Source organism: Halogeometricum pallidum JCM 14848 (assembly GCF_000337095.1).
Taxonomy (GTDB): Archaea; Halobacteriota; Halobacteria; order Halobacteriales; family Haloferacaceae; genus Halogeometricum; species Halogeometricum pallidum.
The window spans coordinates 155,037-178,918 of sequence record NZ_AOIV01000041.1; the positions used below are offsets into that span (position 1 = coordinate 155,037).

At 68.4% G+C, this 23,882-nt stretch carries 28 protein-coding genes and 1 tRNA gene; 15 read left to right on the top strand and 14 right to left on the bottom strand.

Annotation, left to right across the window (positions count from 1 at the left end; translation table 11 throughout):
• Positions 1–3: 3 nt before the first annotated feature.
• The 4 genes from C474_RS17045 to C474_RS17060 are packed head-to-tail and all read right to left on the bottom strand — an operon-like array spanning position 4 to position 1,485.
• The gene (locus tag C474_RS17045; RefSeq protein WP_008389076.1) at positions 4–186 is read right to left on the bottom strand and encodes an RNA-protein complex protein Nop10; all 183 of its coding nucleotides are present in this window, start codon (positions 184–186) and stop codon (positions 4–6) included.
• 3 nt (positions 187–189) lie between these two features.
• Positions 190–990 (bottom strand): translation initiation factor IF-2 subunit alpha, encoded by an 801-nt coding sequence (locus tag C474_RS17050; protein ID WP_008389077.1) that lies wholly within the window; start codon positions 988–990, stop codon positions 190–192.
• 24 nt (positions 991–1,014) lie between these two features.
• Positions 1,015–1,200, bottom strand: a complete 186-nt coding sequence (locus C474_RS17055; protein ID WP_008389078.1) for a 30S ribosomal protein S27e — start codon at positions 1,198–1,200, stop codon at positions 1,015–1,017.
• Between the two features lie 3 nt (positions 1,201–1,203).
• Positions 1,204–1,485 carry a 50S ribosomal protein L44e gene (locus tag C474_RS17060; protein ID WP_008389079.1) on the bottom strand — a complete coding sequence of 94 codons (282 nt, stop codon included), beginning with the start codon at positions 1,483–1,485 and terminating at the stop codon, positions 1,204–1,206.
• A 250-nt stretch (positions 1,486–1,735) separates the two neighbouring features.
• On the opposite strand from C474_RS17060, the gene C474_RS17065 reads away from it, so the two are divergent.
• Positions 1,736–3,094: a PQQ-dependent sugar dehydrogenase gene (locus C474_RS17065; RefSeq protein WP_008389080.1), complete on the top strand. Its 1,359-nt coding sequence runs from the start codon at positions 1,736–1,738 to the stop codon at positions 3,092–3,094.
• Between the two features lie 69 nt (positions 3,095–3,163).
• Complete coding sequence (locus C474_RS17070) at positions 3,164–3,421, top strand: HAH_0734 family protein (protein ID WP_008389081.1); 258 nt, start codon at positions 3,164–3,166, stop codon at positions 3,419–3,421.
• Positions 3,422–3,438: 17 nt separating this feature from the next.
• Here C474_RS17070 and C474_RS17075 read toward each other — a convergent pair whose 3' ends face one another.
• On the bottom strand, positions 3,439–5,823 hold the full coding sequence (locus C474_RS17075; RefSeq protein ID WP_008389082.1) for a DUF2298 domain-containing protein: 2,385 nt from the start codon (positions 5,821–5,823) through the stop codon (positions 3,439–3,441).
• 156 nt (positions 5,824–5,979) lie between these two features.
• Between C474_RS17075 and C474_RS17080 the strand changes: the two genes are divergently transcribed.
• The 3 genes from C474_RS17080 to C474_RS17090 all read left to right on the top strand — a co-directional run bounded on the left by C474_RS17080 (position 5,980) and on the right by C474_RS17090 (position 7,365).
• Positions 5,980–6,774 (top strand): glycosyltransferase, encoded by a 795-nt coding sequence (locus tag C474_RS17080; RefSeq protein WP_008389083.1) that lies wholly within the window; start codon positions 5,980–5,982, stop codon positions 6,772–6,774.
• Entirely contained in the window at positions 6,771–7,220 is a 450-nt protein-coding gene (locus C474_RS17085; RefSeq protein ID WP_008389084.1) for a GtrA family protein, read from the top strand. Before C474_RS17080 ends, C474_RS17085 begins: the two co-directional genes overlap by 4 nt.
• A 70-nt stretch (positions 7,221–7,290) precedes the next feature.
• Positions 7,291–7,365: transfer RNA gene (locus tag C474_RS17090), tRNA-Met, on the top strand.
• A 364-nt stretch (positions 7,366–7,729) separates the two neighbouring features.
• Here C474_RS17090 and C474_RS17095 read toward each other — a convergent pair.
• The 4 genes from C474_RS17095 to C474_RS17110 form a co-directional block, all read right to left on the bottom strand.
• Positions 7,730–8,167 carry a Rieske (2Fe-2S) protein gene (locus C474_RS17095; protein WP_008389085.1) on the bottom strand — a complete coding sequence of 146 codons (438 nt, stop codon included), beginning with the start codon at positions 8,165–8,167 and terminating at the stop codon, positions 7,730–7,732.
• Between the two features lie 65 nt (positions 8,168–8,232).
• Positions 8,233–9,120: an aminotransferase class IV gene (locus tag C474_RS17100; protein WP_008389086.1), complete on the bottom strand. Its 888-nt coding sequence runs from the start codon at positions 9,118–9,120 to the stop codon at positions 8,233–8,235.
• Between the two features lie 120 nt (positions 9,121–9,240).
• Complete coding sequence (locus tag C474_RS17105; RefSeq protein WP_008389087.1) at positions 9,241–10,173, bottom strand: helix-hairpin-helix domain-containing protein; 933 nt, start codon at positions 10,171–10,173, stop codon at positions 9,241–9,243.
• A gap of 52 nt (positions 10,174–10,225) precedes the next feature.
• A complete protein-coding gene (locus C474_RS17110; protein ID WP_008389088.1) occupies positions 10,226–11,026 on the bottom strand; it encodes a shikimate dehydrogenase in 801 nt (266 codons plus the stop codon).
• Positions 11,027–11,211: 185 nt separating this feature from the next.
• Here C474_RS17110 and C474_RS17115 point away from each other — a divergent pair, with 185 nt between their 5' ends.
• The 7 genes from C474_RS17115 (at position 11,212) to C474_RS17145 (ending at position 17,593) form a co-directional block, all read left to right on the top strand.
• Complete coding sequence (locus C474_RS17115; RefSeq protein WP_008389089.1) at positions 11,212–12,531, top strand: ca2+/na+ antiporter; 1,320 nt, start codon at positions 11,212–11,214, stop codon at positions 12,529–12,531.
• A 126-nt stretch (positions 12,532–12,657) separates the two neighbouring features.
• Positions 12,658–13,755 (top strand): sensor histidine kinase, encoded by a 1,098-nt coding sequence (locus C474_RS17120; RefSeq protein ID WP_008389090.1) that lies wholly within the window; start codon positions 12,658–12,660, stop codon positions 13,753–13,755.
• A 125-nt stretch (positions 13,756–13,880) separates the two neighbouring features.
• On the top strand, positions 13,881–14,147 hold the full coding sequence (locus tag C474_RS17125; protein ID WP_008389092.1) for a hypothetical protein: 267 nt from the start codon (positions 13,881–13,883) through the stop codon (positions 14,145–14,147).
• Between the two features lie 78 nt (positions 14,148–14,225).
• Positions 14,226–15,578 carry a D-aminoacyl-tRNA deacylase gene (locus C474_RS17130; protein ID WP_008389094.1) on the top strand — a complete coding sequence of 451 codons (1,353 nt, stop codon included), beginning with the start codon at positions 14,226–14,228 and terminating at the stop codon, positions 15,576–15,578.
• A 100-nt stretch (positions 15,579–15,678) separates the two neighbouring features.
• The gene (gene ftsZ / locus C474_RS17135) at positions 15,679–16,833 is read left to right on the top strand and encodes a cell division protein FtsZ (protein WP_008389095.1); all 1,155 of its coding nucleotides are present in this window, start codon (positions 15,679–15,681) and stop codon (positions 16,831–16,833) included.
• Between the two features lie 137 nt (positions 16,834–16,970).
• A complete protein-coding gene (locus C474_RS17140; protein WP_008389097.1) occupies positions 16,971–17,144 on the top strand; it encodes a protein translocase SEC61 complex subunit gamma in 174 nt (57 codons plus the stop codon).
• A 2-nt stretch (positions 17,145–17,146) separates the two neighbouring features.
• Entirely contained in the window at positions 17,147–17,593 is a 447-nt protein-coding gene (locus tag C474_RS17145; protein ID WP_008389099.1) for a transcription elongation factor Spt5, read from the top strand.
• A gap of 91 nt (positions 17,594–17,684) precedes the next feature.
• Here the strand turns inward: C474_RS17145 and C474_RS17150 are convergent, their stop codons facing one another.
• Entirely contained in the window at positions 17,685–17,987 is a 303-nt protein-coding gene (locus C474_RS17150) for a DUF7565 family protein (RefSeq protein WP_008389101.1), read from the bottom strand.
• 184 nt (positions 17,988–18,171) lie between these two features.
• On the opposite strand from C474_RS17150, the gene C474_RS17155 reads away from it, so the two are divergent.
• On the top strand, positions 18,172–18,906 hold the full coding sequence (locus tag C474_RS17155; protein ID WP_049917162.1) for a PHP-associated domain-containing protein: 735 nt from the start codon (positions 18,172–18,174) through the stop codon (positions 18,904–18,906).
• A gap of 10 nt (positions 18,907–18,916) precedes the next feature.
• Here the strand turns inward: C474_RS17155 and C474_RS17160 are convergent, their stop codons facing one another.
• From C474_RS17160 to C474_RS17170, 3 genes are all read right to left on the bottom strand, one after another.
• Positions 18,917–19,201, bottom strand: a complete 285-nt coding sequence (locus tag C474_RS17160; protein WP_008389105.1) for a hypothetical protein — start codon at positions 19,199–19,201, stop codon at positions 18,917–18,919.
• 56 nt (positions 19,202–19,257) lie between these two features.
• Positions 19,258–19,788 (bottom strand): metal-dependent hydrolase, encoded by a 531-nt coding sequence (locus C474_RS17165; protein WP_008389106.1) that lies wholly within the window; start codon positions 19,786–19,788, stop codon positions 19,258–19,260.
• A 124-nt stretch (positions 19,789–19,912) separates the two neighbouring features.
• On the bottom strand, positions 19,913–20,434 hold the full coding sequence (locus C474_RS17170) for a CinA family protein (RefSeq protein ID WP_008389108.1): 522 nt from the start codon (positions 20,432–20,434) through the stop codon (positions 19,913–19,915).
• Between the two features lie 83 nt (positions 20,435–20,517).
• On the opposite strand from C474_RS17170, the gene C474_RS17175 reads away from it, so the two are divergent.
• Together C474_RS17175 and C474_RS17180 are read left to right on the top strand one after the other, a co-directional pair.
• The gene (locus tag C474_RS17175; protein ID WP_008389110.1) at positions 20,518–21,642 is read left to right on the top strand and encodes a pyridoxal phosphate-dependent aminotransferase; all 1,125 of its coding nucleotides are present in this window, start codon (positions 20,518–20,520) and stop codon (positions 21,640–21,642) included.
• Between the two features lie 100 nt (positions 21,643–21,742).
• Entirely contained in the window at positions 21,743–22,990 is a 1,248-nt protein-coding gene (locus tag C474_RS17180; protein ID WP_008389111.1) for an ArsA family ATPase, read from the top strand.
• A gap of 31 nt (positions 22,991–23,021) precedes the next feature.
• On the opposite strand, the gene C474_RS17185 is transcribed toward C474_RS17180, so the two are convergent.
• Entirely contained in the window at positions 23,022–23,864 is an 843-nt protein-coding gene (locus tag C474_RS17185) for an SDR family oxidoreductase (RefSeq protein WP_049917143.1), read from the bottom strand.
• Positions 23,865–23,882 lie beyond the last annotated feature (18 nt).

Sequence of the window (23,882 nt, forward strand, 5' to 3'; positions counted from 1 at the left end):
CCCCTACTCCCGGACGCGGCGTTTAAGAGCGCGTCGGTACTCCCCGTACGGGTCCTCGGGGTTGTACGGTGCCGGAGCGCTGTTGACGGCGTCGGCGCCGCAGTCCGGACAGGTCTCCGAAAGAGTGTAGACGGGTCGTTCGTGGGCCTCCCGCCACTCGTCGCAGACCCGAATGTCCGATTTCACGCGTTACTCGTCGTCTTCGGTGCGTTCGCGGTGGAACAGCGCCGTTCCGCCGGCCGTCACGATGGAGTCCTCGGCGCGCCCCGCGGCGTCTTCGAGAGCCGTCTCGGCCGACTTGTAGTCGGGCGCCTGCACCTTGATGCGGTACTCGGGCGCGCCGACGTAGGTGACCTCGAGTTGCGTTTCGCCCTCTTGGGCGTCGTCACCCTCGGCGGCCTTCAGCGCCTCCTTGATGTGATCGACGCCGTCGCCGGTTGGGCATCTGAGGTCGACGTAGCCGGTGACGTTGACGTACGGCACCGAGACGTTGTCCCGGGCCGTCTCGACGATTGCCTCGACCTCGTCTTCGTCGAGGTCCGTGTCTTCGAGCGCCTCCGCGCCGTGGATGGCGGCCTGCTCGAAGCCGTCGTAGAGCGTCTCGTACTCGACGAGGACCGCGTTGGCGACGGCGCCGTACTCCTCGTCGGAGACGTCCTCGCCGAACGCGATGCTCATCCACTTGTCGGCCTTCTGCTCGTTCTTCCACTCCTGGATCTTCTCCTTGCGCTGGTGCTCGTTGACGTCCTTGATGGAGAGGTCGATCTGCTGGGAACTCGTATCGACCTCGAGCACCTTCGCGACGACCGTCTGTCCCTCGCGGACGTGGTCGCGGACGTTCTTGATCCAGCCGTTGGCGACCTCGCTGATGTGGCAGAGGCCGCGCTTGTCTTCGTACTCTTCGAGGTCGACGAAGACCCCGAAGTCGGTTATCTCGTCTACTTCTCCGACGACGAGTTCACCGCTGTCGGGCCAACCGCTGTACTTCATGTATGAATACCTCCAGAGGGGAGCTTACGCCTCGGCGGACCGGCGTTCGACCGTCTCGACAACCTCACCGTGAATCTCGGCGTCGCCGCCCGTCGGCGTCGCGAGCGTCGTGCCGCAGACGGCGCAGTTGACGGTCGAGGAGGCCTTGCCGAAGACGACCTGTTCGTTGTCGCAGTCGATGCACTGCACGAGATAGAAGTTACCCGCCATGGATTACTCCTGGAACTCCAGTCGCCCGGCGCGCCAGCCCTCGCGCATGTGAGCCTTGCCGCAGTCCGAGCAGATGTATTTTAGGTGGGTCTTCTTCGTCGGCTTGTCTCCGCCGGGGACCTTCGAGAACTTGCCGGCGTTCCCGATGACCGCCTTGCCGCGGCGAGTCTGACGGGCGTTCCACTTCATCCCCGTCGAGCGCCCCGTGCGGACCTTTTCCACTTCGTGTTCGTGATGCCCGTTGCAGTTGGGGCAGTACGTGTTGAATCGGCGTGGCATCTGCATAGATATCGACCTTGCCCGTGTTTTGCCGCCGCCCGTTAAAACCCGTTTGGTTCGCGGACGCCGCCGGACGGGGGCGTGCGGGTGCGTAGTGTGCGACAGGTCGGTTCGGGAGCGTGCGGGGACGGCGGCCTCACGCCCCGGAGACCGGTGTCGTCGTGTCTAATCGGGCTAAATATCTGATTATGCGACAGTTAGTGCGAGGATAGTTATCGATGCGGGTAGTAGTAATCAGTCAAAGACGTACCTCACTATGAATCGGAGAACATTTCTCGGCGGGGTCGCCGGGTCGGCGGCCGTCGGCGGACTCTTGAACTGGCGGACGGAGTGGGGCGTCCAGCGTCCGCAGACGAGCCTCATCGACGACGGCCCGACGGTCGTACTCGACCCCGTGGCGACGGGCCTCGAACAGCCGGTCGCCTTCGCGCCGATCCCCGGGCGGACGGGGAGCTACGTCGCCGACAAACTCGGGATGGTCTACGTCCACGACGGGGACGACATCCGGGACGAACCGCTCCTCGACGCCCGCGACCAACTCATGGAGTTGGTCTCCTGGGAGCAGGGGCTGCTCGGTTTCGAGCTCCACCCCGACTTCGAGAACACGCGGCGCTACTACGTCAGATACAGCGCGCCGCGGCGCCCGGGGACGTCCGCCGACTACGACCACACGTTCGTGCTATCGGAGTTCACGGCCACGGAGGACCTCATGGGGACGGTTCCCGACTCCGAGCGGACCATCCTGGAGATTCCCGAGTACGGCCGGAACCACAACGCCGGCGCCATCGAGTTCGGCCCCGACGGCTACCTCTACGTCGCCGTCGGCGACGGGAACAACGGCGGCGGCGACGGCGGAACCGGACACGCCAACGACTGGTACCTGCTGAACCGCGGCGGGAACGGGCAGAACGTGACCGACAACCTCCTGGGCAGCATCCTCCGCATCGACGTCGACGTCGACGGCGACGAACCGTACGCGGTGCCGCCGGACAACCCCCTCGTCGGGCGCGACGGGCTGGACGAGCAGTACGCGTGGGGCTTCCGCAACCCCTACCGAATGTCGTTCGACGGCGACGACCTGTACGTCGGCGACGTGGGCGAGGACAAATACGAGGAGATAAACCTCGTGCGGCGCGGGGGCAACTACGGCTGGAACGTCCGGGAGGGGACGCGCTGTTTCAGCAACCGGCTCTCGATAGCCGCGCTCGCGAGGGTGACGGGCGGCGAGCGGACGTACCCGGCGTGCCCGACGACGACGCCCGCCGGCGAACCGCTCGTCGACCCCGTCGTCTGCTACCCCCACTCCCGCGACGGCGAGGTGTTCGGCTCGGCGGTCATCGCCGGCTACCGCTACCGCGGCGCGGACGTGCCCGAACTCGACGGCAAGTACGTCTTCGGCGACGTGCTCGGGTCGCTGTTCGCCGCGACGCCGACGGACCGGGAGGACGAGATGTGGCCGATGGAGACGGTGCGCGCGACGACGCCCGACGGCGAACCGTTCCGAAGCCCGGTGCTCTCGTTCGGCCGCGGCGGGGACGGCGAACTCTACGTCCTGGCCTCGACGTTCGAACCCGGGTCTGGCACGGTGTACCGGGTTCGTTCGAGCGGGAACTGAGGCGGGCGGCCCCCGCCTCCCCGACCCGTCTCCGAAGGCGTTAAGCCCCGACTGCGTAAACCACGGGGTATGAAGAAGGTCATCATCCGCGGCGACCCCGGCATCCGACGCGGCGCGATCATCGAACTCGACGGCCAGGAGGTCATCTGCTTCTCCATCGACCGACAGGGCGATTACCACGGCCCCGACCGGCCGCAACTGTGGTGTACGGTCGGTACCGAGGACGAACGCGAGGCCTTCGAGAAGCGCGATTTCGTCCCGCACTTTCTCGACACGGTGGCCGTCGACGCCGAGGCGCTGACGGTCATCTCGAAGCGCCCCTCGTAGCCCGTCCTTCGGTCGGCCTACGCGAGCGACGCCGACTCGTTTCCGGCCGGCAGCGCGCTCCGGTCCACCTCGTATATCGTTATCGACCCCGACCGGTGAGCGACGCTGACTCCCGGCATATCGAACGTTATCTCGCCGTAGCGACCGCGCTCGCTCGGCCCGACCCAGACGTGCGTCACGTCGTACTCGCGGAGAAGTCGGGCGCGCGTCGCCGCGCCGCCGGTGTAGATGGCGTCCACGTCGCGAACGCGTTCGTAGTAGGCGTCCGGCCCCCGGTAGCCGACTTCGTGGGCCCACCCGACCACCGACGGGACGCCGGTGAGGCTGGACGCCGGGTTGGCGTTCCAACTGTACATCACGCGCTCGCGGCCGTCGTCGCCGCCGGGGTAGTAGTTCGTCCCGGGCGCCTCGACGAGCACCGACGCCTCCTCGTGGTCGTCCAGCCAGTCGATGGCCTCGGCCTGCTGGGGATGGTACGTCTCGACGAACTGCGTCGCGTCGAGCGTCGTCCCGCCGGGCGGGCCCTCCTGCAGGTGACTCCCGACGGCGGCGACGCCGTAGATGCTCGTGGAGACGACGAGGAGGCAGACGAAGGCGACGGCGGCGGCGCGCGTCCCGCCGCCGGAGCCGTCGGTGGCGACCGACGGGGCGGCGTCACGCACGCGCGAGGCGACGCGCGACGCGCTCGGAACGCCCCGAATCAGTCCGGCGAGGGCGACGCCCATCGCCGGCGCCCACAGCACCCACACCTGCATGTACGTCTTGAACACCGTGTTCATCCGGCCGGGGCCGGCCTGTTCGTTCACGTACACCAGTTCGACCAGCGTGACGAGGCCCGCGCCGGCGACGACGAGCACCGTCTCGTAGCCGACGGGCGCGTCCGACCGGAGGGCGACCCAGCCGAACACGACGAGCGGCACCGAGACGATGAGGGCGGCCAGTCCGATCTGCGTCCCGACGTAGGCGGCCGCGAAGACGCCGCCGACGAGGTAGACGGGGCGGCGGACGCGGAGGCGCGAGAGGAGGTAGGCGGCGAACCCGACGAGGAACGCGCCGTGGACGAGGAGGAGGCCGCCGAGGCCGCTCCGCATCTCCGGGCCGAGGAAGTCGACGGTTCGCTCGCTCCCGCTGACGGCGGTGCCGAGGAAGAACGGGGCTGCGACGGCGACGGCGACGACGGCGCCGAGGACGGTGACGCCGAGGGCGACGCCGAGGCGCGTCGCCTCCGCGGAGAGCCGAGACCGGGAAGCCAAGCGGTCGCCGACCCGCGAGAGGCCGGGAACGAGCGTCCGCGGGTCGGCGGGAGCGAGGGCGACCGACAGCGTTCCCAGGGCGAGGACGCTCGGGAAACTCCACGTGTTGTGAATCGCCTGCCAGCCCGCGATGACGGGTATCGCGGCCAGGAGGAGGCGTCTGCGCCGCAGGTCCGGCGCGGGCGTCCGGTAGTACGCGTAGCCGACGGCGGCGGCGAGAACGAGGAACGACGTCCCCGTCATGTGCGCGTGGAGGTCGCCGTTCAGCCACGAGAACAGCGGGAACTCGTTGATGGTGTCGGGGATGACCCGCGAAGCGCTCCAGTAGGAAAAGGACGAGAAGCCGTCGAGCAGCGTCGCCACGGTGTACTCGCTGTTCTCGGCTATCGCCTCCGCGACCGGTCGCCGCAGGCCCTCCGGCAGCAGGAGGATGCCGAACCGCCACGCGGTGACGAGGTTGCTCGCGAACCCGACGAAGAAGGCCCCGATACCCCCCGCGACGCGCCGGGAGAGGTCGTGGTCCTCGCCGACCGTCGCGGCGAGTTCGAAGACGGCCGTGACGAGCATCGCGTAGAACCCCGCCAGCGCGAGGTTGTAGGCGAACCGCGTCGGCGTCCCGGTCAGCCACGCGAACAGCGTGGTGACGAGGTGGCCGCCGTAGTAGTACTTCACGCGGGTGCCCGCGAACCACATGTCCTCCGGCGGGAGCACCGACGCGCGTCGGAGGCTCTTCAGGAGGCCGTAGTCGAGGAACTTCTCTCCGCCTCCCGGGAACACCCCGGGGTCGAACGCCCGCACGAGGACGAGGAAGGCGAACGAGAGGGCGAACACGACGGCGGCGTCCAGCACCGGACCGCGCGGCACGTCGACGGCGAGTTCGAGTCGGCCGTCGCGCAGGGCGCCGACGTCGAGGGCCGCGAGGGCGGAGGCGGCGAGGAGGACGACGACGCCCGCGAGAAGCGCCGGGAGACCGAAGGCGACCTGTCCGACCCAGTACGCCGGAATCACGAGGACGAGCGTCGCGGCGGGGACGGCGAGGCCGACGCCGCGGCCGCGGGTGTTCGGGAGGAGGCGGGCGACGAGGGGCACTCCGGCGGCGAAGAGGGCGGCGTAGAGGACCAACCAGCGAAGGACGAGCGCGTACTCCATTCTCTACGGGACGAACTGCGGGCGGGCGTCATACGTCTTATGATGGCCGACGAGCACCGTCTCGACGCTCCGAACGCGCCCGGCCGTACCGGTTCGAAAGGCGACAGATACGCGTAGCAGTTCGTTTTTTACCCTCGCCACACCGAATCAACGCCAATGGACCGAACCGTCGGGGTCGTGGTCCCCGCCTACCGGCCGGACCTCCAGCGTCTCGAAGCGTACGTCGACGCCCTCCGGAAGCACGTCTCGCCGGCCGTCGTCCGCGTCGAACTCGACGCCCCCGGACCGGGCGTCCTCGACCGTCTCGACGACCTGCCGGCGACGGTGCACGCCGTCGACGGGCGCCGCGGCAAGGGCGCGGCCGTCACCGCCGGCTTCGAGGCTCTCGCCGACGAGGTTGACGTGTTGGCGTTCGCCGACGCCGACGGGAGCACGCCCGCCGAGTCGTTCGCCGCAGTCGTCGACCCCGTCCGCGAGGGGGAGGCGGACCTCTCGGTCGGGTCGCGGCGACACCCCGCGTCCGTCGTCGAATCACACCAGACGTTCGCCCGCCGCCGCCTCGGCGACGGGTTCGCGTGGATCGCTCGCCGCCTCCTCGACGAGCGATTGTACGACTACCAGTGCGGCGCGAAGGCGCTCTCGGCGGAGACGTGGCGTTCGGTGCGCCCACACCTCTACGAGGCGGGGTTCGCCTGGGACATCGAACTCATCGCCGTCGCGGGCGCCCTCGGCGAACGCATCGTCGAGGTGCCGGTCCGGTGGGAGGACCACCCGGGGTCGACCGTCTCGCCGGTGGACACCTCGCTCAGTCTGGCGGTCGCGCTCCTCAGTTCGCGGCACCGCGCCCGCATCATTCGCGAGAACCGACTGCACACGTTCCTCGAAGCGACGCGCGAGCACGAACCCGCGCTGATCGAACGACAGGGCGAGACGCTCGACACCTCCGAATGAGCGAGCGCACGCTCTCGGCCCTCCTCTCCGGCGTCCGGTTCGGCAAGTTCGCCTCCGTCGGGGCCGTCGGCGCCGTGTTCGACGTGACGACGACCACCGCCCTCATCTTCCTCTTCGACGTGCTGAACGAGTACGCCAAACTCGTCGGCGCAGAGGTGGCCATCGTCGTCATGTTCGTCATCAACGAGCACTGGACGTTCGCCGACGCGGGCGAGGCGGGCCTCCTCCCGACGCTCCGGCGCTTTCTCACCTCGAACCTCGTCAGGAGTGGCGGCCTCGCGGTCCAGTTCCTCGTCGTTCGGGCGTTCCGCGAGGCGGGCTTCTCCTACGTCGTCCTCGGCGTCGACGTCTGGGAACTGCTCCCGATTCCGTTCGCTATCGGCGCGTCGATGCTGTTGAACTACGTCGCCGAGAGCGTGTTCACGTGGCGCATCGCCGGGGGGTGAGAAGCGGTGGAAACTGACATACGGCGGTCGAATCACAACCCTTAACCGTAACCCGCGGTTTGGATGATACAGCGGGATGGGATAGCCAGGAGATTCCGCCGGGCTCATAACCCGGAGATCGGTAGTTCAAATCTACCTCCCGCTATGGTTTTGCCGAACTCACGCCCCAAGCGAGGCGTTTCATCGCCGAGCGACGGTCGAGTTCGGTCCCATAGCTTCGAGGAGATTTGAACCGGAGAGTGACGTAAGCGTCAGCGAACGGAGCGACCGTGGTTCAAATCTACCTCCAGCTATTCTCCTGAAATTCACACTCCCGAGCGCCGAGTCTTGTCTCGGCGCGACGACGTGTTTCTGTACGAAGAGTGTAGGTCCCGAGCGGTGCGTTTTATCGCACCGCGAGGACGCGTTTCCGTGCGAAGAGAACGAAGTCGTTTGAACGAGAGAACCGAGCGGTAGCGAGGTTCGCATAGTTCAACTCTACCTCCTGCTGTTCGGAGGCGTACGCCGCTCTAGCTCCCAGTGAAGTCGATTCGGCTCCCCGACGAGAGGTCGTGGTCGCCCGACCCGCCGAGGTGTTCGAAGGAAAAGGCGTCGTCGGTGAGATACACCTGCCCGTCCTCGACGGCCACGTCGAACGTCGAGAGGACGGACCCCTCGCAGGGGCCGAAATCGCAGTACCCCGAGTCGCGTTGGAACGTCGCGCCGTGTTTCTGACAGACCAACTCGCCGTTTCTGACGTAGGCTCCCGACCCCTTGTCGAGGCGCACGTCCGTCCAGTGCGGACAGGTGTTCTCGAAGGCGACGACCGTTCCGTCGCCGAGTTTCGTCAGGATGGCCTCCGTCGTCTCCGCGTCCGCGTCCGCGCCCGCGCCCGAACGGACTGTAAAGAGGACGGTGCCGTCGGCGGGAACCTCGTCGGCGGCGATGATTCGGCGCTCGTCGTCCATGGGCGGCGTAGGGATGGCGACGATTCAAAAGTAGCGGTTCGCGTGGACGGGTCGCGTCCGGGCCCCTAACTGTCCTCGGCGTAGTGCGTTCGTTCCACGCGCGCGTCGAACAGTCGGGAGAGGAGCCTCGTCACCGGGCCGCCGCCGAGTTCGATGCCGTCCACCGACTCGACGGGGCGCAGTTCCCACGTCGTGTTCGTGGCGAACGCCTCCGTCGCGTTCCGCAGGTCGTCGGGGACGAACCGCCCCTCGCGCACGGGGATGCCCTCCTCGCGGGCGATATCGAGTACCTCGGCGCGGGTGACGCCCGGGAGGACCGGTCCGTCGAGGTCCGGGGTGCAGAGGGCGTCGTCGCGGACGAAAAAGAGGTTGCTCGTCGCCCCCTCTGCGAGGCGGCCCTCGCCGTCCAGCATCACCGCCTCGTCCGCGCCGGTGGTGCGGAGTTCGAGTCGCGCGAGGATGCCGTTCAGGTAGTTGTGGGTCTTCGCGCGCGCGGGAACCGCCCGGTCGGGGACCCGGCGGGTCTTCACCGTCTGGAGCGTCGCCGGGCCGTCCCAGACGGAGTCGCCGCCCCGTCCGCCCCGGGGGAGCGGTTTCACCTGCACCACGACGGTCGGATCCACCTCGGGGTCGGGCGTCAGCTTCCCCGGTTGGACGCCGCGCGTGACGGAGAGTTTGACGTAGGCGTCCGAGAGGTCGTTCACTCGGAGCGTCTCGTCGACGCGGCGCTTCAGCTCCGGGTCCGAGAGGCCGTGGTCGAGTGCGAGGGCGTCGGCGCCCTCGGCGAGGCGGTCGGCGTGCGCCTCCCAGCGGAACACGTCGCCGCCGTAGGCCCGGAGCGTCTCGAAGAGGGCGTCCCCGTACGAGAACCCCCTGTCGCGGACGTTCACCGTCGCCTCCGAGGCGGGGACGAGTTCGCCGTTCACGTGGAACCGGAGGTCATCGTCAATCATCGTCGCCTCCGCAGGCCGCGACGGTCGACGTTGGCGAGTCGGTCATGCGGTCAAGTAGGGTACCGGCCGATAAACGAGTTCGTGGTACCGGCGAGTAGAACCAGCGTCCGCTTCGAGGCGTTACGCGTCGTGGTCGGCCGCGCGGTCGATCCAGCGCTGGACGCGCTTTTCGGAGACCTCTATCGTCTCGGCGAGGTCGACGGCGTCGGCGGTCGCGAGGTCGTCGACCGTCTCGATGCCGGCCTCGGCGAGGCGTTCGGCGTAGGCCGGACCGATGCCCTTCACGTTCTTGACGGGTTCGGCGTCGCCCGACGCCATCGCCTCGCCCGGGTCGGCGTCGCCGGCCGCGTCCGGTTCGTCCACGTCCTCCTCGACGTCGTCGCCGGGGTCGGTATCGGCCTCGACGTCGGTGTCCATCTCCTCGGAGGACGGTCCGACGGCCTCTGCGGGTTCGGCGGCCTCGGTCGGTTCGTCGGCGTTCTCGTCGTCGAGGAGCGAGTCGGTGGACGCAGCGGAGGCGGCGTCCGAGGTGGCCGAATCGTCCGTTCCGGCCGGTTCGTCGTCCGGGGTTTCGGTCCCGTCGCCGGTCTCGGCGTCAGATCCTGCGTCCACGCCCGCGTCCTCGGTCGTGGTGGCGCCGACGGCCTCGGCGGGTTCGGCGGCCTCGGCGGGGTCCCGTTCCTCGTCGACCATCGAACCCGTCGACGCCGCGCCGTCCGCGTCGGCCGCGGCCGCCTCGTCGGCTTCGTCCGTTTCGGAAGGTTCGGCCTCCTCGATGACGGTCTCGGGGTCCTCGTCGTTCTTGACGCTCTCGACCGCCTCGGCGGGTTCGCGACCCGCCTCCTCGTCGACCAGCGTGTCGGTCGACGCGGACGCCTGCGTCTCCTCGGAGACGGGTTCTTTCACGGCGGACTCGGACTCCGTGTCGACCTCGCTCCGCGTGTCGCGTTCGACCGAAACGCGCGTCTCGCGCCGCGACGAGTCGGTAGAAGACGTTTCGTCGCGGCCGAGAAGCGACCGCAGCGACGACTTTATCGAGTCGAATATACCCATTGTGTCACCGTATGAACGCCGCTTATTTAAAAATCGTTACCTCGCCGTCTGTTCATCCGAGATTCGCTCTGAGGGCGTCGTTCATAGCGTCGACGGGCGCGTCCCGACCGGTCCACCGCTCGAACGCCTCGACGCCCTGAAACAGCAGCATCCACGCGCCGTCTATCGTCGTCGCGCCGGCCGCGGCCGCCTCCCGGAGCAGACGCGTCTCCACCGGCGCGTACACGGCGTCGAGGACGGCGAGTCCGTCGTGGAGGCGTTCGGCGGGAACCGGCGTCTCGTCGGACTCCATCCCGACGCTGGTCGCGTTCACCAACAGGTCGGCATCGGCGAGTCCGTCGAGCGTATCCAGTCCGCCGCCGGTGGCGCCCGGCACGTCGGCGGCGAGGGACGTCGCCCGCTCGGTCGTCCGATTCGCCACGTGGACCGACGCGCCCGCGTCCGCGAGGGCGAACGACGCGGCGCGCCCCGCCCCCCCGGCCCCGACGACGACGGCGCTCCGCCCGTCCAACGGCACGTCGTGGTGTGCGAACGACCGGCGGACGCCCGCCGCGTCGGTGTTGTACCCGCGCGGCGGTCCGTCCCCGAAACCGACGGTGTTCACCGCGCCGATGCGGGCGGCGAGTTCGTCGGGTTCGACGAGGTCGACCATCTCCCGCTTGAACGGAATCGTCACGTTCAGCCCCGCGATTCCGAGCGCTTCGGCGCCCTCGACGGCCGCCGAGAGGTCCTCCGGCGAGGGCTCGAAGGTGACGTAGCGCGCGTCCATATCGACTCGGTCGTACGCCGCCTCGTGCATCGGCGGCGACAGCGAGTGACCGACGGGGTTGCCGACGAGTCCGAACACCTGCATGGCCGTGGCGTTTCGACGGGAGAGGGATAAGTGCCGCCGAGTCGGCAGCCTCTGCGGAGCCGATTGCGTCGGGTCGACCGAAACGGCTTCAGGAACAGCATCACCGTTCAACGCGGCTTTTCGTCCCGTTCGTTGGGACGGAGAAAACGCAAGAGATAGGCGTCGGGGGTGTGGTAGCCCGCACGATGAGTTCACGCCTCAGCCATCCGCTCACCGCCGTCGGGTTCGCGGTGCTGTTGACGGCCCCGTGGGTCTTCTTCTGGACGACCGGTTCCGCCTCCTCTCTGTCGCACACCCTCACCGTCGCCGTCAGCGGTCTGGCGGTGCTCGGCGCATCGTTCCTGCTCGCGTGGGGCGCCGAGACGGCCGAGGAGGACGTCCCGCGCGCGTTCGCGCTCGCCATCCTGGCCGTCCTCGCCGTCGCCCCCGAGTACGCCGTCGACGCCCTCTACGCCTGGCAGGCGGCCAGCGACCCCTCGAAGGCGAACCTCGCGGTCGCCAACATGACCGGCGCGAACCGCATCCTCATCGGTCTCGGCTGGTCCGGCATCGCCCTCTTCTCGATATACAAAGCGTCCCGCGGCCGCGACGACGACAACGTCGTGCACAGGGAGGGCCGCCTCCGCGACGCCGTCGCCCTCGACCCCAGCATCTCCACCGAGATTCTGTTCCTGTTCGCCGCCACGGTGTACGCCTTCCTCGTTCCGCTCGGCGACGCCATCGACGCCGTCGACTTCTTCGTCCTCGTCGGTCTCTACGTCACCTACATCGCCATCATCGTCCGCGGCGACGCGGACGAGCACGAAGAGCAGGTAGGCGTCCCGGCGTACTTTCAGGAGAAGCCGAAGAACCTCCGTGTCGGATCCGTCCTCACCCTGTTCGCCTACTCCGGCTTTCTCATCTTCACCGCCGTCGAGCCGTTCGCCCACGGCCTCGAACAGCTCGGCCTCCAGTTCGGCATCCCCGAGTTCTTCATGATACAGTGGATAGCGCCGCTGGCCTCCGAGAGCCCGGAGCTCATCGTGACCGCCTACCTCGTGAACAAGGCGCGCGCGACGGCGGCGTTCAACGCGCTGATATCCTCGAAACTGAACCAGTGGACGCTGCTCGTCGGGACGCTCGTCGTCGTCTACAGCATCGCGCTCGGCCGCTACGGCGCGCTGCCGTTCGACCTGAAGCAGGAGGCCGAGATATGGCTCACCGCCGCCCAGAGTTTCTTCGCGCTGACCGTCCTCGTGAACTTCCAGATAGACGTGCGCGAGGCGGTGACCATCCTCGTCCTCTTCGTCTCGCAGGTGGTCCTCGAGTTCGCGCTCATCGAACTGTACCCGACGGCGGTGGCCGAGCAGTACTCCGTCTCCCTGCTGCTCGGATACTCCGTCCTCTACGTCGTCCTCGGACTCGGCCTGCTCTTCCGCCGCCGCGGGGACCTGCGGCGCCTCTGGACGCTCACGGCGAAGAACATCCGCGGCGAACCGGTGCCCGAACCCGGGCAGGCGGACTGAGAGCGCGCCGAGGGACTCGGTTGCGGGCGCACTGCGCATCCGTTCGGTGTTTCCCATCCGAAAGGCGGCAATAACTGTTTATAACGTGGCCGAGATAGCTTCTCGTATGGGTGGTGAGCGGTCGCCATGAACCGAGAGATTCTCGAGGGGGACGAGGAGTTCCTCCGATCACTCCTCGAGAGCACCACCGAGGGGATACTCGTCATCGATACCGAGAGCCGGATTCGGTTCGCCAACCCCGCTATCGAACCCATCCTCGGCTATCGGCCGGAGGAACTGGTCGGACGCGAGAAGATGATCATCATCCCGGAGCGACTGCGGTCGACCCACGAGGACGGGTTGGCGCAGTACCTCGACACCGGAGAGCAACACATCGACTGGACGGGCGTCGACCTCCCAGCCCTCCACAAGGACGGCCACGAGGTTCCGGTGTCGGTGAGCATCGAGGAGTTCACCTACCGAGACGAACGGCTGTTCTGCGGCGTCTTCACCGACGTGACGGACCGGAAACGGCGGGAACGACGCCTCCGTAAACAGGCGAACGAACTGGAGGAGTTCGCGGGCGTCCTCTCGCACGACCTCAGGAACCCGCTCTCCGTCGCGCAGGGGTACCTCCAGTTGGCTCGCGACGACGACAGTGAGGTGCTGCGGAAGATAACGGAGTCCCTCGACCGGATGGAACAGATGATCGACGACACGCTGGCGCACGCCCGGGACGCGCAGGCGGCCGACGAGACGGAGGTGACGTCGCTCCGGGAGTTGGTCCAAGCGGCGTGGCAGAGCGTCGTTACCGACGAAGCGACGCTCGTCCTTCCTTCGGAGCGGTGGCGCATCCGCGCGCACGAAGGGCGGGTCCGGCAACTGGTGGAGAACCTCGTTCGCAACGCCGTAGAGCACGGCTCCACGGGCAGTGAGACGGAGTCTCACGACGCCGTTGAGCACGGGACCGGGGACGGCGAGTCCGACGGGACCCGCGTGACGGTTCGCGTCGGCGTCCTCGACGGGGAGGACGGCTTCTACGTCGAGGACGACGGACCGGGTCTCCCGGACCACGTCAAGGCGCAATTGGAGGCATCGGCCGAGTCGACGTCGGACCACACCGGCGGCTACGGGTTGAACATCGTCCAGACGGTCGCGGCCGAACACGGCTGGGAGATGCGGGTCGCGGACGCCGAGTCGGGCGGCGCGCGCTTCGAGTTCCGCGGCATGTCGTTCGTCCACTGAGGACTCACCCGCTCCGGCCGCCCGCGCGCGGACCGAAGCGCTCGGCCGCCGGTCACCTCCGCCGCCCGTCGCCGTCGTGACAACTGACCGAACCATTATCCCCCGTCGGTTCCGACCGTTCTCCCGTGCTGAACCTCGACAGACGGCGGCGCGACCTGCGGCGCGACGGCGCGCGGTTTCTCGTCGGTATCGTCGGCCTCCTTGTCGCCGAACTCGTCGTCCCCGCCGCGTCGTTTCTCGCCGCCGACGGAGTGGTGCACGGATTCCTGTTCGGCGCGTCGCTGGGGGTCCTCCTCTCGGGCGTCTTCCGCGCGACGGCCCGACAGGCCCTCTCGTCGACGCTGGCGCTCGGCGTCGGCTTCGCCCTCGGTGCCGTCGTCGACCTGTTCTGAGTCACCGGGCGCCCTCTCCTCCGAGACCGCGTCGCCGGCTTCGACGCGCTTTAGCGTCCCGACCGGTCAGTCTCTCCCGTGATAGCCGTCGTCGTCAGCCGCGCGGACAGCGCATCGGTCCACATCGGAGAGCGCCTGCTCGAACTCGGGACGTGGGACGAACGGACCGACGACTCGCGCCCGGACGCCGAGGGCGGCGGGACCTACTACGAGAACGAGGACTTCGAACTCCGCGAGTTCGACGACCTGCACCTCGAACTGGAACACGTCGCCGACGCGTTCTCCGAGCCTCCCGAGTTCGTCGCGTTCGTCTCCCGGCACTCCGGCGAGACGGGACCGCTCCTCACCGCCCACTTCACCGGCAACTTCGGACCGGCGGAGTACGGGGGCGAGGAGGGAGCGTTCGCCCGCGCCTGTCCGAACGCGGAGAAGGTCGTCGTCGAGGCGTTCGACCGCCACGCACCCGAGGGGTACGAGGTTGGAATCGAGTGCACCCACCACGGCCCGACGGACGCCGGCGCCCCGGCGATGTTCGTCGAACTCGGCAGCGGCGAGGAGGAGTGGGGGGACCCCGCCGGCGCCCGCGCCGTCGCCCGCGCGGTGCTCGACCTCTCGGGGGTCGACGCCGACCGGGAGCGGCAACTCGTCGGCTTCGGCGGCGGCCACTACGCTCCCCGGTTCGAGCGCATCGTCCGCGAGACGGACTGGGCGGTCGGTCACGTCGGCGCGGACTGGCCCCTCGACGCGATGGGTGCGCCGGCGAAGAACCGCGAGGTGATACGCCGAGCCTTCGAGGCCTCCGACGCCGAGTACGCCGTCGTCGACGGCGACCGGCTGGAGGTGGTCGAAGCGGTCGAGTCGCTCGGCTACCGCGTCGTCACCGAGACGTGGACGCGGGAGACGGCCGGCGTCTCCCTCGACCGACTCGACGAACTCGAAGCGGCCCTGTGCACCGTCGAGGAGGGCCTCAGACTCGGCGCCGACGCGGGCGACTCGGACGCCGGCGAGGGCGACCCAGCGTCCGACGACTACGTCGTGGTTTCGCTCCCGGACGACCTCCTCTCCGAAGCGGCCGGAATCGACCTCGACGCGGCCCGCGACGCCGTCTCCGCGAACGCCGTCGCGTTCGAGACGAGAGAGGGGGGGACGAAGGCGACGGGGCGGGCCGCACTCGTCGAGGCGGGGCGGTACGACGACATCGTCGACTCGCTGGCGGCGGTCCTTGGAGAAAAATACGACGAGGTGCGCCGCCAGGAGACGGCCGTCGTCGCCGTCCGGGAGTCGTTCGACGCCGCGGCGGCCGCCGAGTTGGGCGTCCCCGAGGGGCCGGCGTTCGGGAGGCTCTCGGCCGGTCAGTCCGTCGAACTCGACGACCGCGAGGTGACGCCCGCAGAAGTGCGCTCGGAGGAGAAAGTAGCGTTCAGGATATAATCAGTTATCGATTCACTAATCCGGAGTCTCGGGCCGTCCGACGCGCGTCGGACGCGGAGGGGAAAGATAATTAGGCTCCATTCGGTAAGGATGCTCATAAATGGACTCTATCGTCGACGACGCGATTGACGAAGCCGAGGAGACGGGGGATGGGAGGTCCGTCGACGGGCTCGATAACGACCAAGTACGCCGAAGCGGCACGATGACCGACGACGAACTGAAGGACGTTCTGCAGGATTTACAGACCGACATCACCGTCGTCGGTTGCGGCGGCGCGGGCGGTAACACCGTCAATCGGATGCACGAGGAGGGCATCAAGGGGGCGAAACTGGTCGCCGCCAACACCGACGTTCAGCACCTCGTGGAGATAGAGGCGGACACGAAGATACTCATGGGCGAGCAGAAGACCCAGGGCCGCGGCGCCGGGTCGCTGCCGCAGGTGGGCGAGGAGGCGGCGCTCGAATCCCAAGAGGAGATTTACGACGCCATCGAGGGCTCCGATATGGTGTTCGTCACCGCCGGCCTCGGCGGCGGGACGGGGACGGGTTCGGCGCCCGTCGTCGCCAAGGCGGCCCGCGAGTGCGGCGCGCTGACCATCGCCATCGTCACGACGCCGTTCACCGCGGAAGGCGAGGTCCGACGGACGAACGCCGAGGCGGGTCTCGAACGCCTCCGCGACGTGGCCGACACGGTCATCGTCGTCCCGAACGACCGCCTCCTCGACGCGGTGGGCAAACTCCCCGTCCGGCAGGCGTTCAAGGTGTCCGACGAGGTGCTCATGCGCTCGGTGAAGGGCATCACGGAACTCATCACGAAACCCGGTCTCGTCAACCTCGACTTCGCCGACGTCAAGACGGTGATGGAGCGCGGCGGCGTCGCCATGATCGGTCTCGGCGAGTCCGACTCCGACTCGAAGGCGCACGACTCCGTCAAGAGCGCCCTCCGGTCGCCGCTGCTCGACGTGGACATCTCCGGCGCCAACTCGGCGCTCGTCAACGTCACCGGCGGTTCCGACATGAGCATCGAGGAGGCCGAGGGCGTCGTCGAGGAGATTTACGACCGCATCGACCCCGACGCGCGCATCATCTGGGGCACCTCCGTCGACGAGGAACTCGACGGGACGATGCGGACGATGATAGTCGTCACCGGCGTGGAGTCGCCGCAGATATACGGCCGCAGCGACGGCGGGGAGTCCGAGAGCGGTCCCGAACCGCAGGCGCCCCAGCAGGGGCAGGACATCGACTTCGTCGAGTAGTCGAAGCTCTCCGTTCTTTCGTCGCTCTCGCTCCGAACACGCCTCGATTCGCCAGTTCCGTCTCTTCTCGCCGCCGGTCTCGCCACCCCGGTTGTATCAATAGATAGAAAAAGCCCGCCGTCTAAGCCACGGGCAACATGGACGTCAAGTACGACCTGAACAGTTACGTGCGGGTGCTGAAACTGGCGAGCACCCCCTCGTGGCAGGAGTTCTCCCAGATCGGTCTCATCGCCGGTGCCGGCATCTTCCTCGTCGGCTTCATGGGCTTCGTTATCTTCGCGCTGATGACCTTCCTTCCCGGAGGTGCGTAGGCGTGCCCATCTTTGCCGTAAAGACGACTGCGCGACAGGAACAGACCGTCGCCGACATGATCGCGAACCGTGAGGAGGCGGAGATTCACGCCGTCCTCGCCCCCGACTCGCTCACGAGTTACGTGATGGTCGAGGCGGACAGCAACGCGGTCATCAACCGCGTCTTAGAGGAGATTCCGCACGCTCGCGGCCTCGTCGGCGACGGCCAGGCCACCTCCAGTATGGCCGAAGTCGAGCACTTCCTCTCCCCGACGCCGGACGTCGAGGGCATCGCCGAGAGCGACATCGTCGAACTCGTCGCCGGGCCGTTCAAGGGCGAGAAAGCGCGCGTCCAGCGCATCGACGAGACGAAAGACCAGGTGACGGTCGAACTGTACGAGGCGACGGTCCCGATTCCGGTCACGGTCCGCGGGGACCAGATCCGCGTGCTGGACTCCGAAGAGCGGTAGTTCTCCCGACCCGAATCCCCTCCGATTTCTTCTCGCCGCCGATAGCGGCGTCACCGGTCGCCCGCGGACGGCGACTGACACCCCGTGTCGCCTACAGCGCTCCCCGTTCTTCGAGCGTCTCGACGACCGACTGGAGGTCGATTTCCGACTCGATTTCGCCCTTTACCCGCTCCCGTTCGCGGACGTGCGAGGAGTTCGCGTCGTAGGCGCGGACGAACTCCGCGCGCGAGTGTTCCCCGAAAGCGTGGCGGATGGCGAAGTAGCCCTCGGGGACGACGGTCCCGCAGATCTTGCACTCGTGACGCTCGTGTTCGACCGTCTGGTGGATGACCGCGTCCGCCGCCGTCTCGAACCGCCCGTCGCACCCGGCGACGCCGCACTTCCACAGGGACATACAGACCCGGACGGATACCGGGAACTAAACCGTTCCGCAGCAGCCGACTCCGCCGCGCCGACCCGTCGCCGTCCGGTGGCTACGCGGCGCGGCCGGTCGAGAGATAGTAACCCCTAACCGCGGCGACGCCGGACCGACAGACGTGACCGCTACGTCCTCCGCCGCGGGCGTCGCCCGCGTCGATATGCACGTGAAGGTGTTGGACGAGCGCGTCGCGTCCCGAGCGAAAGCCCGCGGCATCGACGTGCTGGTGTACGCGCCGCACTTCACGCGCCTCCCCGACATCCGGGCGAAAGCCGCGGCGTTCACCGACGACGAACTGCTGGTCGTCCCCGGCCGCGAGGTGTTCACCGGCACGTGGCGCCGTCGCCGGCATCTCCTCGCGGTCGGTCTCTCCGACCCGGTGCCGGACTTCATCACTTTCGAAGCCGCCTTCGCCGCCTTCGCCCGACAGGACGCCGCCGTCCTCGCCCCCCATCCCGGCTTTCTCAACGTCAGCCTCGGCCGCGAAGACGTCCGCGCGCACGCCGAGGAGATTCACGCCGTGGAGACGCACAACGGGAAACTGTTCCCCTCGCAGAACCGCCTCGGCCGCGAACTCTCCGCCGAGTTCGACATCCCCGGGTTCGGTTCGTCGTACGCGCACCTCCGCGGGAGCGTCGGCGAGGCGTGGACGGCGTTCGAACGGGAAATCGACTCCGAGGAGGAACTGGTCGCCGCCCTCCGAGAGGGCGCCCCGCGGCGCGTCTTCCACCGCTCCGGCCACCGTCACCGGCTGCGCTCGGCGGCGGAGTTCGCCCACCTCGGCTTCGAGAACTCGTGGGGGAAACTGAACCGACTGCTCCTCTCGGGGATGGAACCGACCCACCCCGGCCACGTCGCCTACGAAGGGAAATTCGACGACGTGCGCGAGTACTGAGTCGCTCGGCTCACGCGGTCCGCCCCTGATTGCGACCGACGACGAGATAGAGGACGATGACGATACCGGCGCCGATGAGCGACCCGGCGAGTCCGCCGATGAGCGTCGCCACCGTCCAGAGCAGTCGGTGCGGGTTGTCGTTCTTTCCGGCGTCGTAGTAGACGAATATCGCCGGTACGACCCCGAGGATGCCGATGAAGAAGATGATGAGCAGTTCCGGACCGCCCGGAATCCCCGGGAACAGGGGCGTCGGCCCGAGTGCGCGATCGGCCGATAGCTGTAGGGAAGACAACATGTCTCGGCGTTCGGACGCTCGTTATTTGTCGGTATCGGTTCGCCGCGTCGGGACGCTCACAGCCCCAACAGCACGGCCGCCTCCGAGAGCGGCGTGTCCAGCGCGAACACGTAGTAGTGGACGACGGCGAGGACGACGAGTTCGAACGCCGTCACGACGACGGTGACCGTCCGCGCCCACCGACTCGACGTGGCGACGCCCGTCGGAAGGTCGTACTCCCGCGGCGACAGCGGGTAGAACAGCGCGATGCCGCGCTTGGAGCCGACGACGTCGAGGACGTAGTGCGTCGCCACGCCCACCCAGACGAACTGGAGGTTGCCGAAGACGTACGGGAAGGCGACGAAGAGGGCGAGTACGGGGAGGTTGTGCAGCGTCTTGCGGTGCCTGCCGAACGCCGTGTCCACGTCCGGGAACAACGCGCCGAGGATTATCGGCAGTGACAGTTCCGCGACTCTCGTCGCCGCTGTCAGCGCCAGCGCCGACGGCGTCTCCTCGACGAGAGGTCCCACCGTCGGGTCCACAGCGAGGATGGCGCCCAACCCCACCGCCAACAGCGCGCCGTTCAGGACGTGCCCGTCTTTATTCATCGAGTGACTGTCAGGCGCCGAATAATACAAGCGTTGTGCCACGCCGCGAATCGTCGGACGGGCGGCTGACGGCGACCGGAGAGCACCGGAGTCCGGTCGGCCCCCTCGTCCCGTCGCCGCCGTCTCAGACGCGCCGCGACCCGACGGCGGTTTCTACCGTCTTCAGGGCGGCGCGGGCGAACCGCTCTTTTACTTGCACCCGGTCGCCGTCGAACTCGTGTCTCGCGGCCGTGGTGTAGGACTCGCCGCTGCCCCACTCGCCGCGGTAGGCGACGCCGACGTACACCGTCCCGACCGGCTTCTCGTCGGTGCCGCCGCCCGGTCCGGCGATGCCCGTCGTCGCGACGCCCCAGTCGGTGCCGGCGGTGTCGCGGACGCCGGCGGCCATCTCGCGGGCCACGGGTTCGGAGACGGCGCCGCGTTCGTCCAGCGACTCCCGGGAGACGGCCAGTTCGGTCAGTTTCGCCTCGTAGGAGTAGGTGACGACCGAGCGGTCGAAGTAGTCCGACGACCCCGGCACGTCGGTGAGGAGCGACCCGACGAGGCCGCCGGTGCAGGACTCCGCGACTGCGAGCGTCTCTTCGGCGTCCCGGAGGGCGTCGCCGAGGCGTTCTTCCACGGGCGGGTCGTCCGCGAACTCGCGCATGGACGCCGAGAGGAGGGGGTCGGTGAAAAGTCGTCCTGCCGACGGCGAAAGAGCCACCTCCCCCCAGTCCGAGTCGACGGACGATGAGCGCGGACGAGACGGCGAACGACGAGTACGACGAGCCCCTGTTCTTCCAGGTGATGCAGTACGCGGCGCGCACCGACAGGGACGTGGTGGGGATGGTGTCCGGCAACCCCGACTGGGAGCCGCCGGCGGCCCTTCGGGACGGTCTCCGGGAGTACGCCGACGCCGACCCTCCGCAGCTTCAGTACCCCGCGAGCGAGGGGCTTCGGTACCTGCGCGAGGAGATAGCCGCCCGCCGGAACGTCGACGCCTCCCGAATCGTCGTGACGAACGGGACGGGCGAGGCGAACTACCTCGCGATGGCGCGGGCGATGGAACGGGACGCCGGACGGGAGTTTCTCTTGACCGACCCGGTCTACCCGTACTACCCGGGAAAGGCGACGATGCTCGGCGGCACCGCCACGAAGGTGCCCGTGTTGGAGAGCGGCGCCCCCGACGTGGCGGCGATGCGCGAGGCGGCCTCCCCGGAGACGGCCGCCGTCCTCGTCAACACGCCGAACAATCCGACGGGCGCCGTGTACGACCGGGAGACGGTCGAATCGCTCCTCGAAATCGCCGAGGAGAACGACGCCCTCCTCCTCGTCGACGAGGTGTACGACCACTTTGATTTCTCCGGGGAGTTCGAGAGCGCCCTCACCCTCGACTCCGACCGCGTCGTCGTCACGACGGGCTTCTCGAAGTCGATGGCGATAACGGGCTTTCGGGTGGGGTACGCCGTCTTTCCCAACCATCTCGTGGAGGCGGCGAAGACGCGTCACATGCTCGTGAACGTCGCCACCACGCGGCCCGGACAGGTCGCCGTCCACCGCGCCCTCGAGGAGACGCCGACCGAGTACTACGAGGAGACGCGCGGGATGCTCCGCGAGCGCATCGCGTCGTTCACCGACGCCCTCGACGCCGCGGGCGCGACGTACACGACGCCGAAGGGGGCGTTCTACGTCATGGCGCGCTTCGAGGACTTCCCGGGCACGATTGCCAACGTGGAGCGACTGATAGACGAGGCGGGCGTCGCGGGGATGCCCGGCGAGGCGTTCGGCGAGGCCTACGACGACTGGATCCGCTTCGCCCTCGTCACGCCGCGGGCCGACGAGGCGGCCGAACGACTCGCCGACTACTTCGCCTGAGCGACGGTACGCGCCGACGCCGGCGCGTTCGCGTCGCTTCCCGCCGGTCTCTCGTCCCGCGACCGACGGGTACACAAGCCCCGACCGCGTGCCTCCCGCTATGACGAACATCGACGTCGAACCCGTCGACCGCGTCGACGACGACGACGCGCGCGACGGCCACGCTGACGAGGGCGACTCGGAGGAGTCGACGGAACTGTCGGTCGACGTGGAGACGCGGACGACGGACGGGACCGACCTTCCCGACCGAGTGGACGCGCCGGAGTACGTCCTCTACGGTGGGAAGGGCGGCGTCGGCAAGACGACGATGGCGGCCGCGACGGCCCTCGCCTCGGCCGCCTCGGGAACCTCGACGCTCGTCGTCTCGACGGACCCCGCCCACTCGCTGTCCGACACGCTCGGCACCCCCGTCCCCGCCGAACCCGCGCAGGTGCGCGAGGATATGCCCCTGTACGCCTCCGAGATAGACCCCGACGAGGTCATCGAGGGGCCGTTCGCGGCGGACGAGGGGACGGGCGGGTTCGACGCCGCCGACCGCGACGCCGACGACAACCCGTTCGAGGACGACGGGAACGGCGCGGGCGGACTCGGCGGCGACTCCGGCGCGGCCCCCGGGCAGGACGGACGGGCGGGCGCGAACCCGTTCGGCATGGACATGGGCGGCATGGAGGACGTGCTCGGCGACATGATGGGTCCGGGGTCGATGCCCGGCGCGGACGAGGCGGCGGCGATGCAGCAACTGCTCGCGTACCTCGACGACCCGCGGTTCGACCGCGTCGTCGTCGACACCGCGCCCACGGGGCACACCCTTCGACTGCTGGAACTGCCCGAACTGATGGACTCGATGCTCGGGCGCATCGCCCGCATGCGGCAGAAGTTCTCCGGGATGATGGACAACCTCAAGGGGATGTTCGGCGCGGGGTCCGGACAGGAGATGGCCGATTTGGACGAACTGCGCGGGCGAATCGAGCGACTGCGCGCGGTGCTCAGAGACCCCGAGCGGACGGACTTCCGGGTCGTGATGATACCCGAGGAGATGAGCGTCGTCGAGTCCAAGCGGCTCATCGACCGACTCGACGACTACGAGATTCCGGTGCAGACGCTCGTCGTCAACCGGGTCATGGAGAACCTCGCCGACGTGACGACGACGCCCGTCGACTCCGAGTGGGTCGTCTCGCCGAACCTCGAGGAGTGCGAGTTCTGCCAGCGCCGGTGGGCCGTCCAACAGCGCGCCCTCCAGCGCGCGACGGACCTCTTCCGCGGGCGCAACGTCAAGCGCGTCCCCCTCCTCGCCGACGAGGTGAGCGGGGAGGAGGCGCTCCGCGTCGTCGCGGCGTGTCTGGCCTGAGCGGGACGCGTTCTTCGCGCCCCTCGGGGCCTCACGCGAGTTTTCTGAGGTACGAGTACGCCGTGTCGACCCACGAGTTCGGCAGGTACCGCGCGAGGGCAGCGACGCGGGCCGGCGTGCCCGGGAAGTAGCGCGACCGCGGTTTCGTCGAGGAGGCGGCGTCCACGATGTCCTCGGCGACGCGTTCGGGCGGGATGGCCGCCGGGCCGGCGCCGCCGAGCACCTGCGAGTCCTCGAAGATGTCGTACCACGACTCGTACGCTCCGGAGCGCTCGATGCCGGGAATCTCGTTCGTCCCGTCGACCTGTTCGGCGGCGCGTTCGGAGAAGTTCGTCGCCACCGGACCGGGTTCGACGAGTACGGCGTCGACGCCGTACTCGGCCACCTCGTTGCGCAGGGCGTCGGTCATCGCGCCGAGGGCGAACTTCGACCCCGAGTAGACGCCGCCGCCGGGGAAGGAGATGCGCCCGGCGACGCTGGAGACGTTGACGATGGTCCCCTCCTCCTGCCGGCGCATGTGGGGCAACACCGCGCGGACGAGGCGGTGCGGCCCGTAGACATTCACCTCGAACTGGCGGTGAACCTGTTCGGTCGGCACGTCTTCGAGGGGGCCGAACTGCCCGTACCCCGCGTTGTTGACGAGACAGGTGAGGTGACCCTCCTCCTCGACGATGCGGTCGACCACGCGGTCGACGTCGTCCTGTTCTGTCACGTCGAGCGTCGCTAACTCGCAGCCCTTCTCCCCCAGCGTCTCGATGTCGGCGGGGTTGCGGGCCGTCGCGTAGACGCGCCAGTCTTCCTCCAGAAACGACAGCGCTGCGGCGCGGCCGATACCGGACGAACAGCCAGTGATGAGGACCGTCTTCGGATGCACGTTCACGCACTCTCCCCG

What these genes read in the sequence shown, in the direction of transcription:
- C474_RS17065 (WP_008389080.1), top strand. Translation starts at nt 1,736, where the DNA reads ATGAATCGGAGAACATTTCTCGGCGGGGTCGCCGGGTCGGCGGCCGTC.
- C474_RS17080 (WP_008389083.1), top strand. Translation starts at nt 5,980, where the DNA reads ATGGACCGAACCGTCGGGGTCGTGGTCCCCGCCTACCGGCCGGACCTC.
- C474_RS17165 (WP_008389106.1), bottom strand. Translation starts at nt 19,788, where the DNA reads ATGAATAAAGACGGGCACGTCCTGAACGGCGCGCTGTTGGCGGTGGGG.
- C474_RS17175 (WP_008389110.1), top strand. Translation starts at nt 20,518, where the DNA reads ATGAGCGCGGACGAGACGGCGAACGACGAGTACGACGAGCCCCTGTTC.
- C474_RS17115 (WP_008389089.1), top strand. Translation starts at nt 11,212, where the DNA reads ATGAGTTCACGCCTCAGCCATCCGCTCACCGCCGTCGGGTTCGCGGTG.
- C474_RS17150 (WP_008389101.1), bottom strand. Translation starts at nt 17,987, where the DNA reads ATGTCCCTGTGGAAGTGCGGCGTCGCCGGGTGCGACGGGCGGTTCGAG.
- C474_RS17055 (WP_008389078.1), bottom strand. Translation starts at nt 1,200, where the DNA reads ATGGCGGGTAACTTCTATCTCGTGCAGTGCATCGACTGCGACAACGAA.
- C474_RS17060 (WP_008389079.1), bottom strand. Translation starts at nt 1,485, where the DNA reads ATGCAGATGCCACGCCGATTCAACACGTACTGCCCCAACTGCAACGGG.
- C474_RS17170 (WP_008389108.1), bottom strand. Translation starts at nt 20,434, where the DNA reads ATGCGCGAGTTCGCGGACGACCCGCCCGTGGAAGAACGCCTCGGCGAC.
- C474_RS17095 (WP_008389085.1), bottom strand. Translation starts at nt 8,167, where the DNA reads ATGGACGACGAGCGCCGAATCATCGCCGCCGACGAGGTTCCCGCCGAC.
- C474_RS17100 (WP_008389086.1), bottom strand. Translation starts at nt 9,120, where the DNA reads ATGATTGACGATGACCTCCGGTTCCACGTGAACGGCGAACTCGTCCCC.
- C474_RS17110 (WP_008389088.1), bottom strand. Translation starts at nt 11,026, where the DNA reads ATGCAGGTGTTCGGACTCGTCGGCAACCCCGTCGGTCACTCGCTGTCG.
- C474_RS17050 (WP_008389077.1), bottom strand. Translation starts at nt 990, where the DNA reads ATGAAGTACAGCGGTTGGCCCGACAGCGGTGAACTCGTCGTCGGAGAA.
- C474_RS17180 (WP_008389111.1), top strand. Translation starts at nt 21,743, where the DNA reads ATGACGAACATCGACGTCGAACCCGTCGACCGCGTCGACGACGACGAC.
- C474_RS17070 (WP_008389081.1), top strand. Translation starts at nt 3,164, where the DNA reads ATGAAGAAGGTCATCATCCGCGGCGACCCCGGCATCCGACGCGGCGCG.
- C474_RS17075 (WP_008389082.1), bottom strand. Translation starts at nt 5,823, where the DNA reads ATGGAGTACGCGCTCGTCCTTCGCTGGTTGGTCCTCTACGCCGCCCTC.
- C474_RS17160 (WP_008389105.1), bottom strand. Translation starts at nt 19,201, where the DNA reads ATGTTGTCTTCCCTACAGCTATCGGCCGATCGCGCACTCGGGCCGACG.
- C474_RS17140 (WP_008389097.1), top strand. Translation starts at nt 16,971, where the DNA reads ATGGACGTCAAGTACGACCTGAACAGTTACGTGCGGGTGCTGAAACTG.
- C474_RS17155 (WP_049917162.1), top strand. Translation starts at nt 18,172, where the DNA reads ATGCACGTGAAGGTGTTGGACGAGCGCGTCGCGTCCCGAGCGAAAGCC.
- C474_RS17085 (WP_008389084.1), top strand. Translation starts at nt 6,771, where the DNA reads ATGAGCGAGCGCACGCTCTCGGCCCTCCTCTCCGGCGTCCGGTTCGGC.
- C474_RS17105 (WP_008389087.1), bottom strand. Translation starts at nt 10,173, where the DNA reads ATGGGTATATTCGACTCGATAAAGTCGTCGCTGCGGTCGCTTCTCGGC.
- ftsZ (WP_008389095.1), top strand. Translation starts at nt 15,679, where the DNA reads ATGGACTCTATCGTCGACGACGCGATTGACGAAGCCGAGGAGACGGGG.
- C474_RS17120 (WP_008389090.1), top strand. Translation starts at nt 12,658, where the DNA reads ATGAACCGAGAGATTCTCGAGGGGGACGAGGAGTTCCTCCGATCACTC.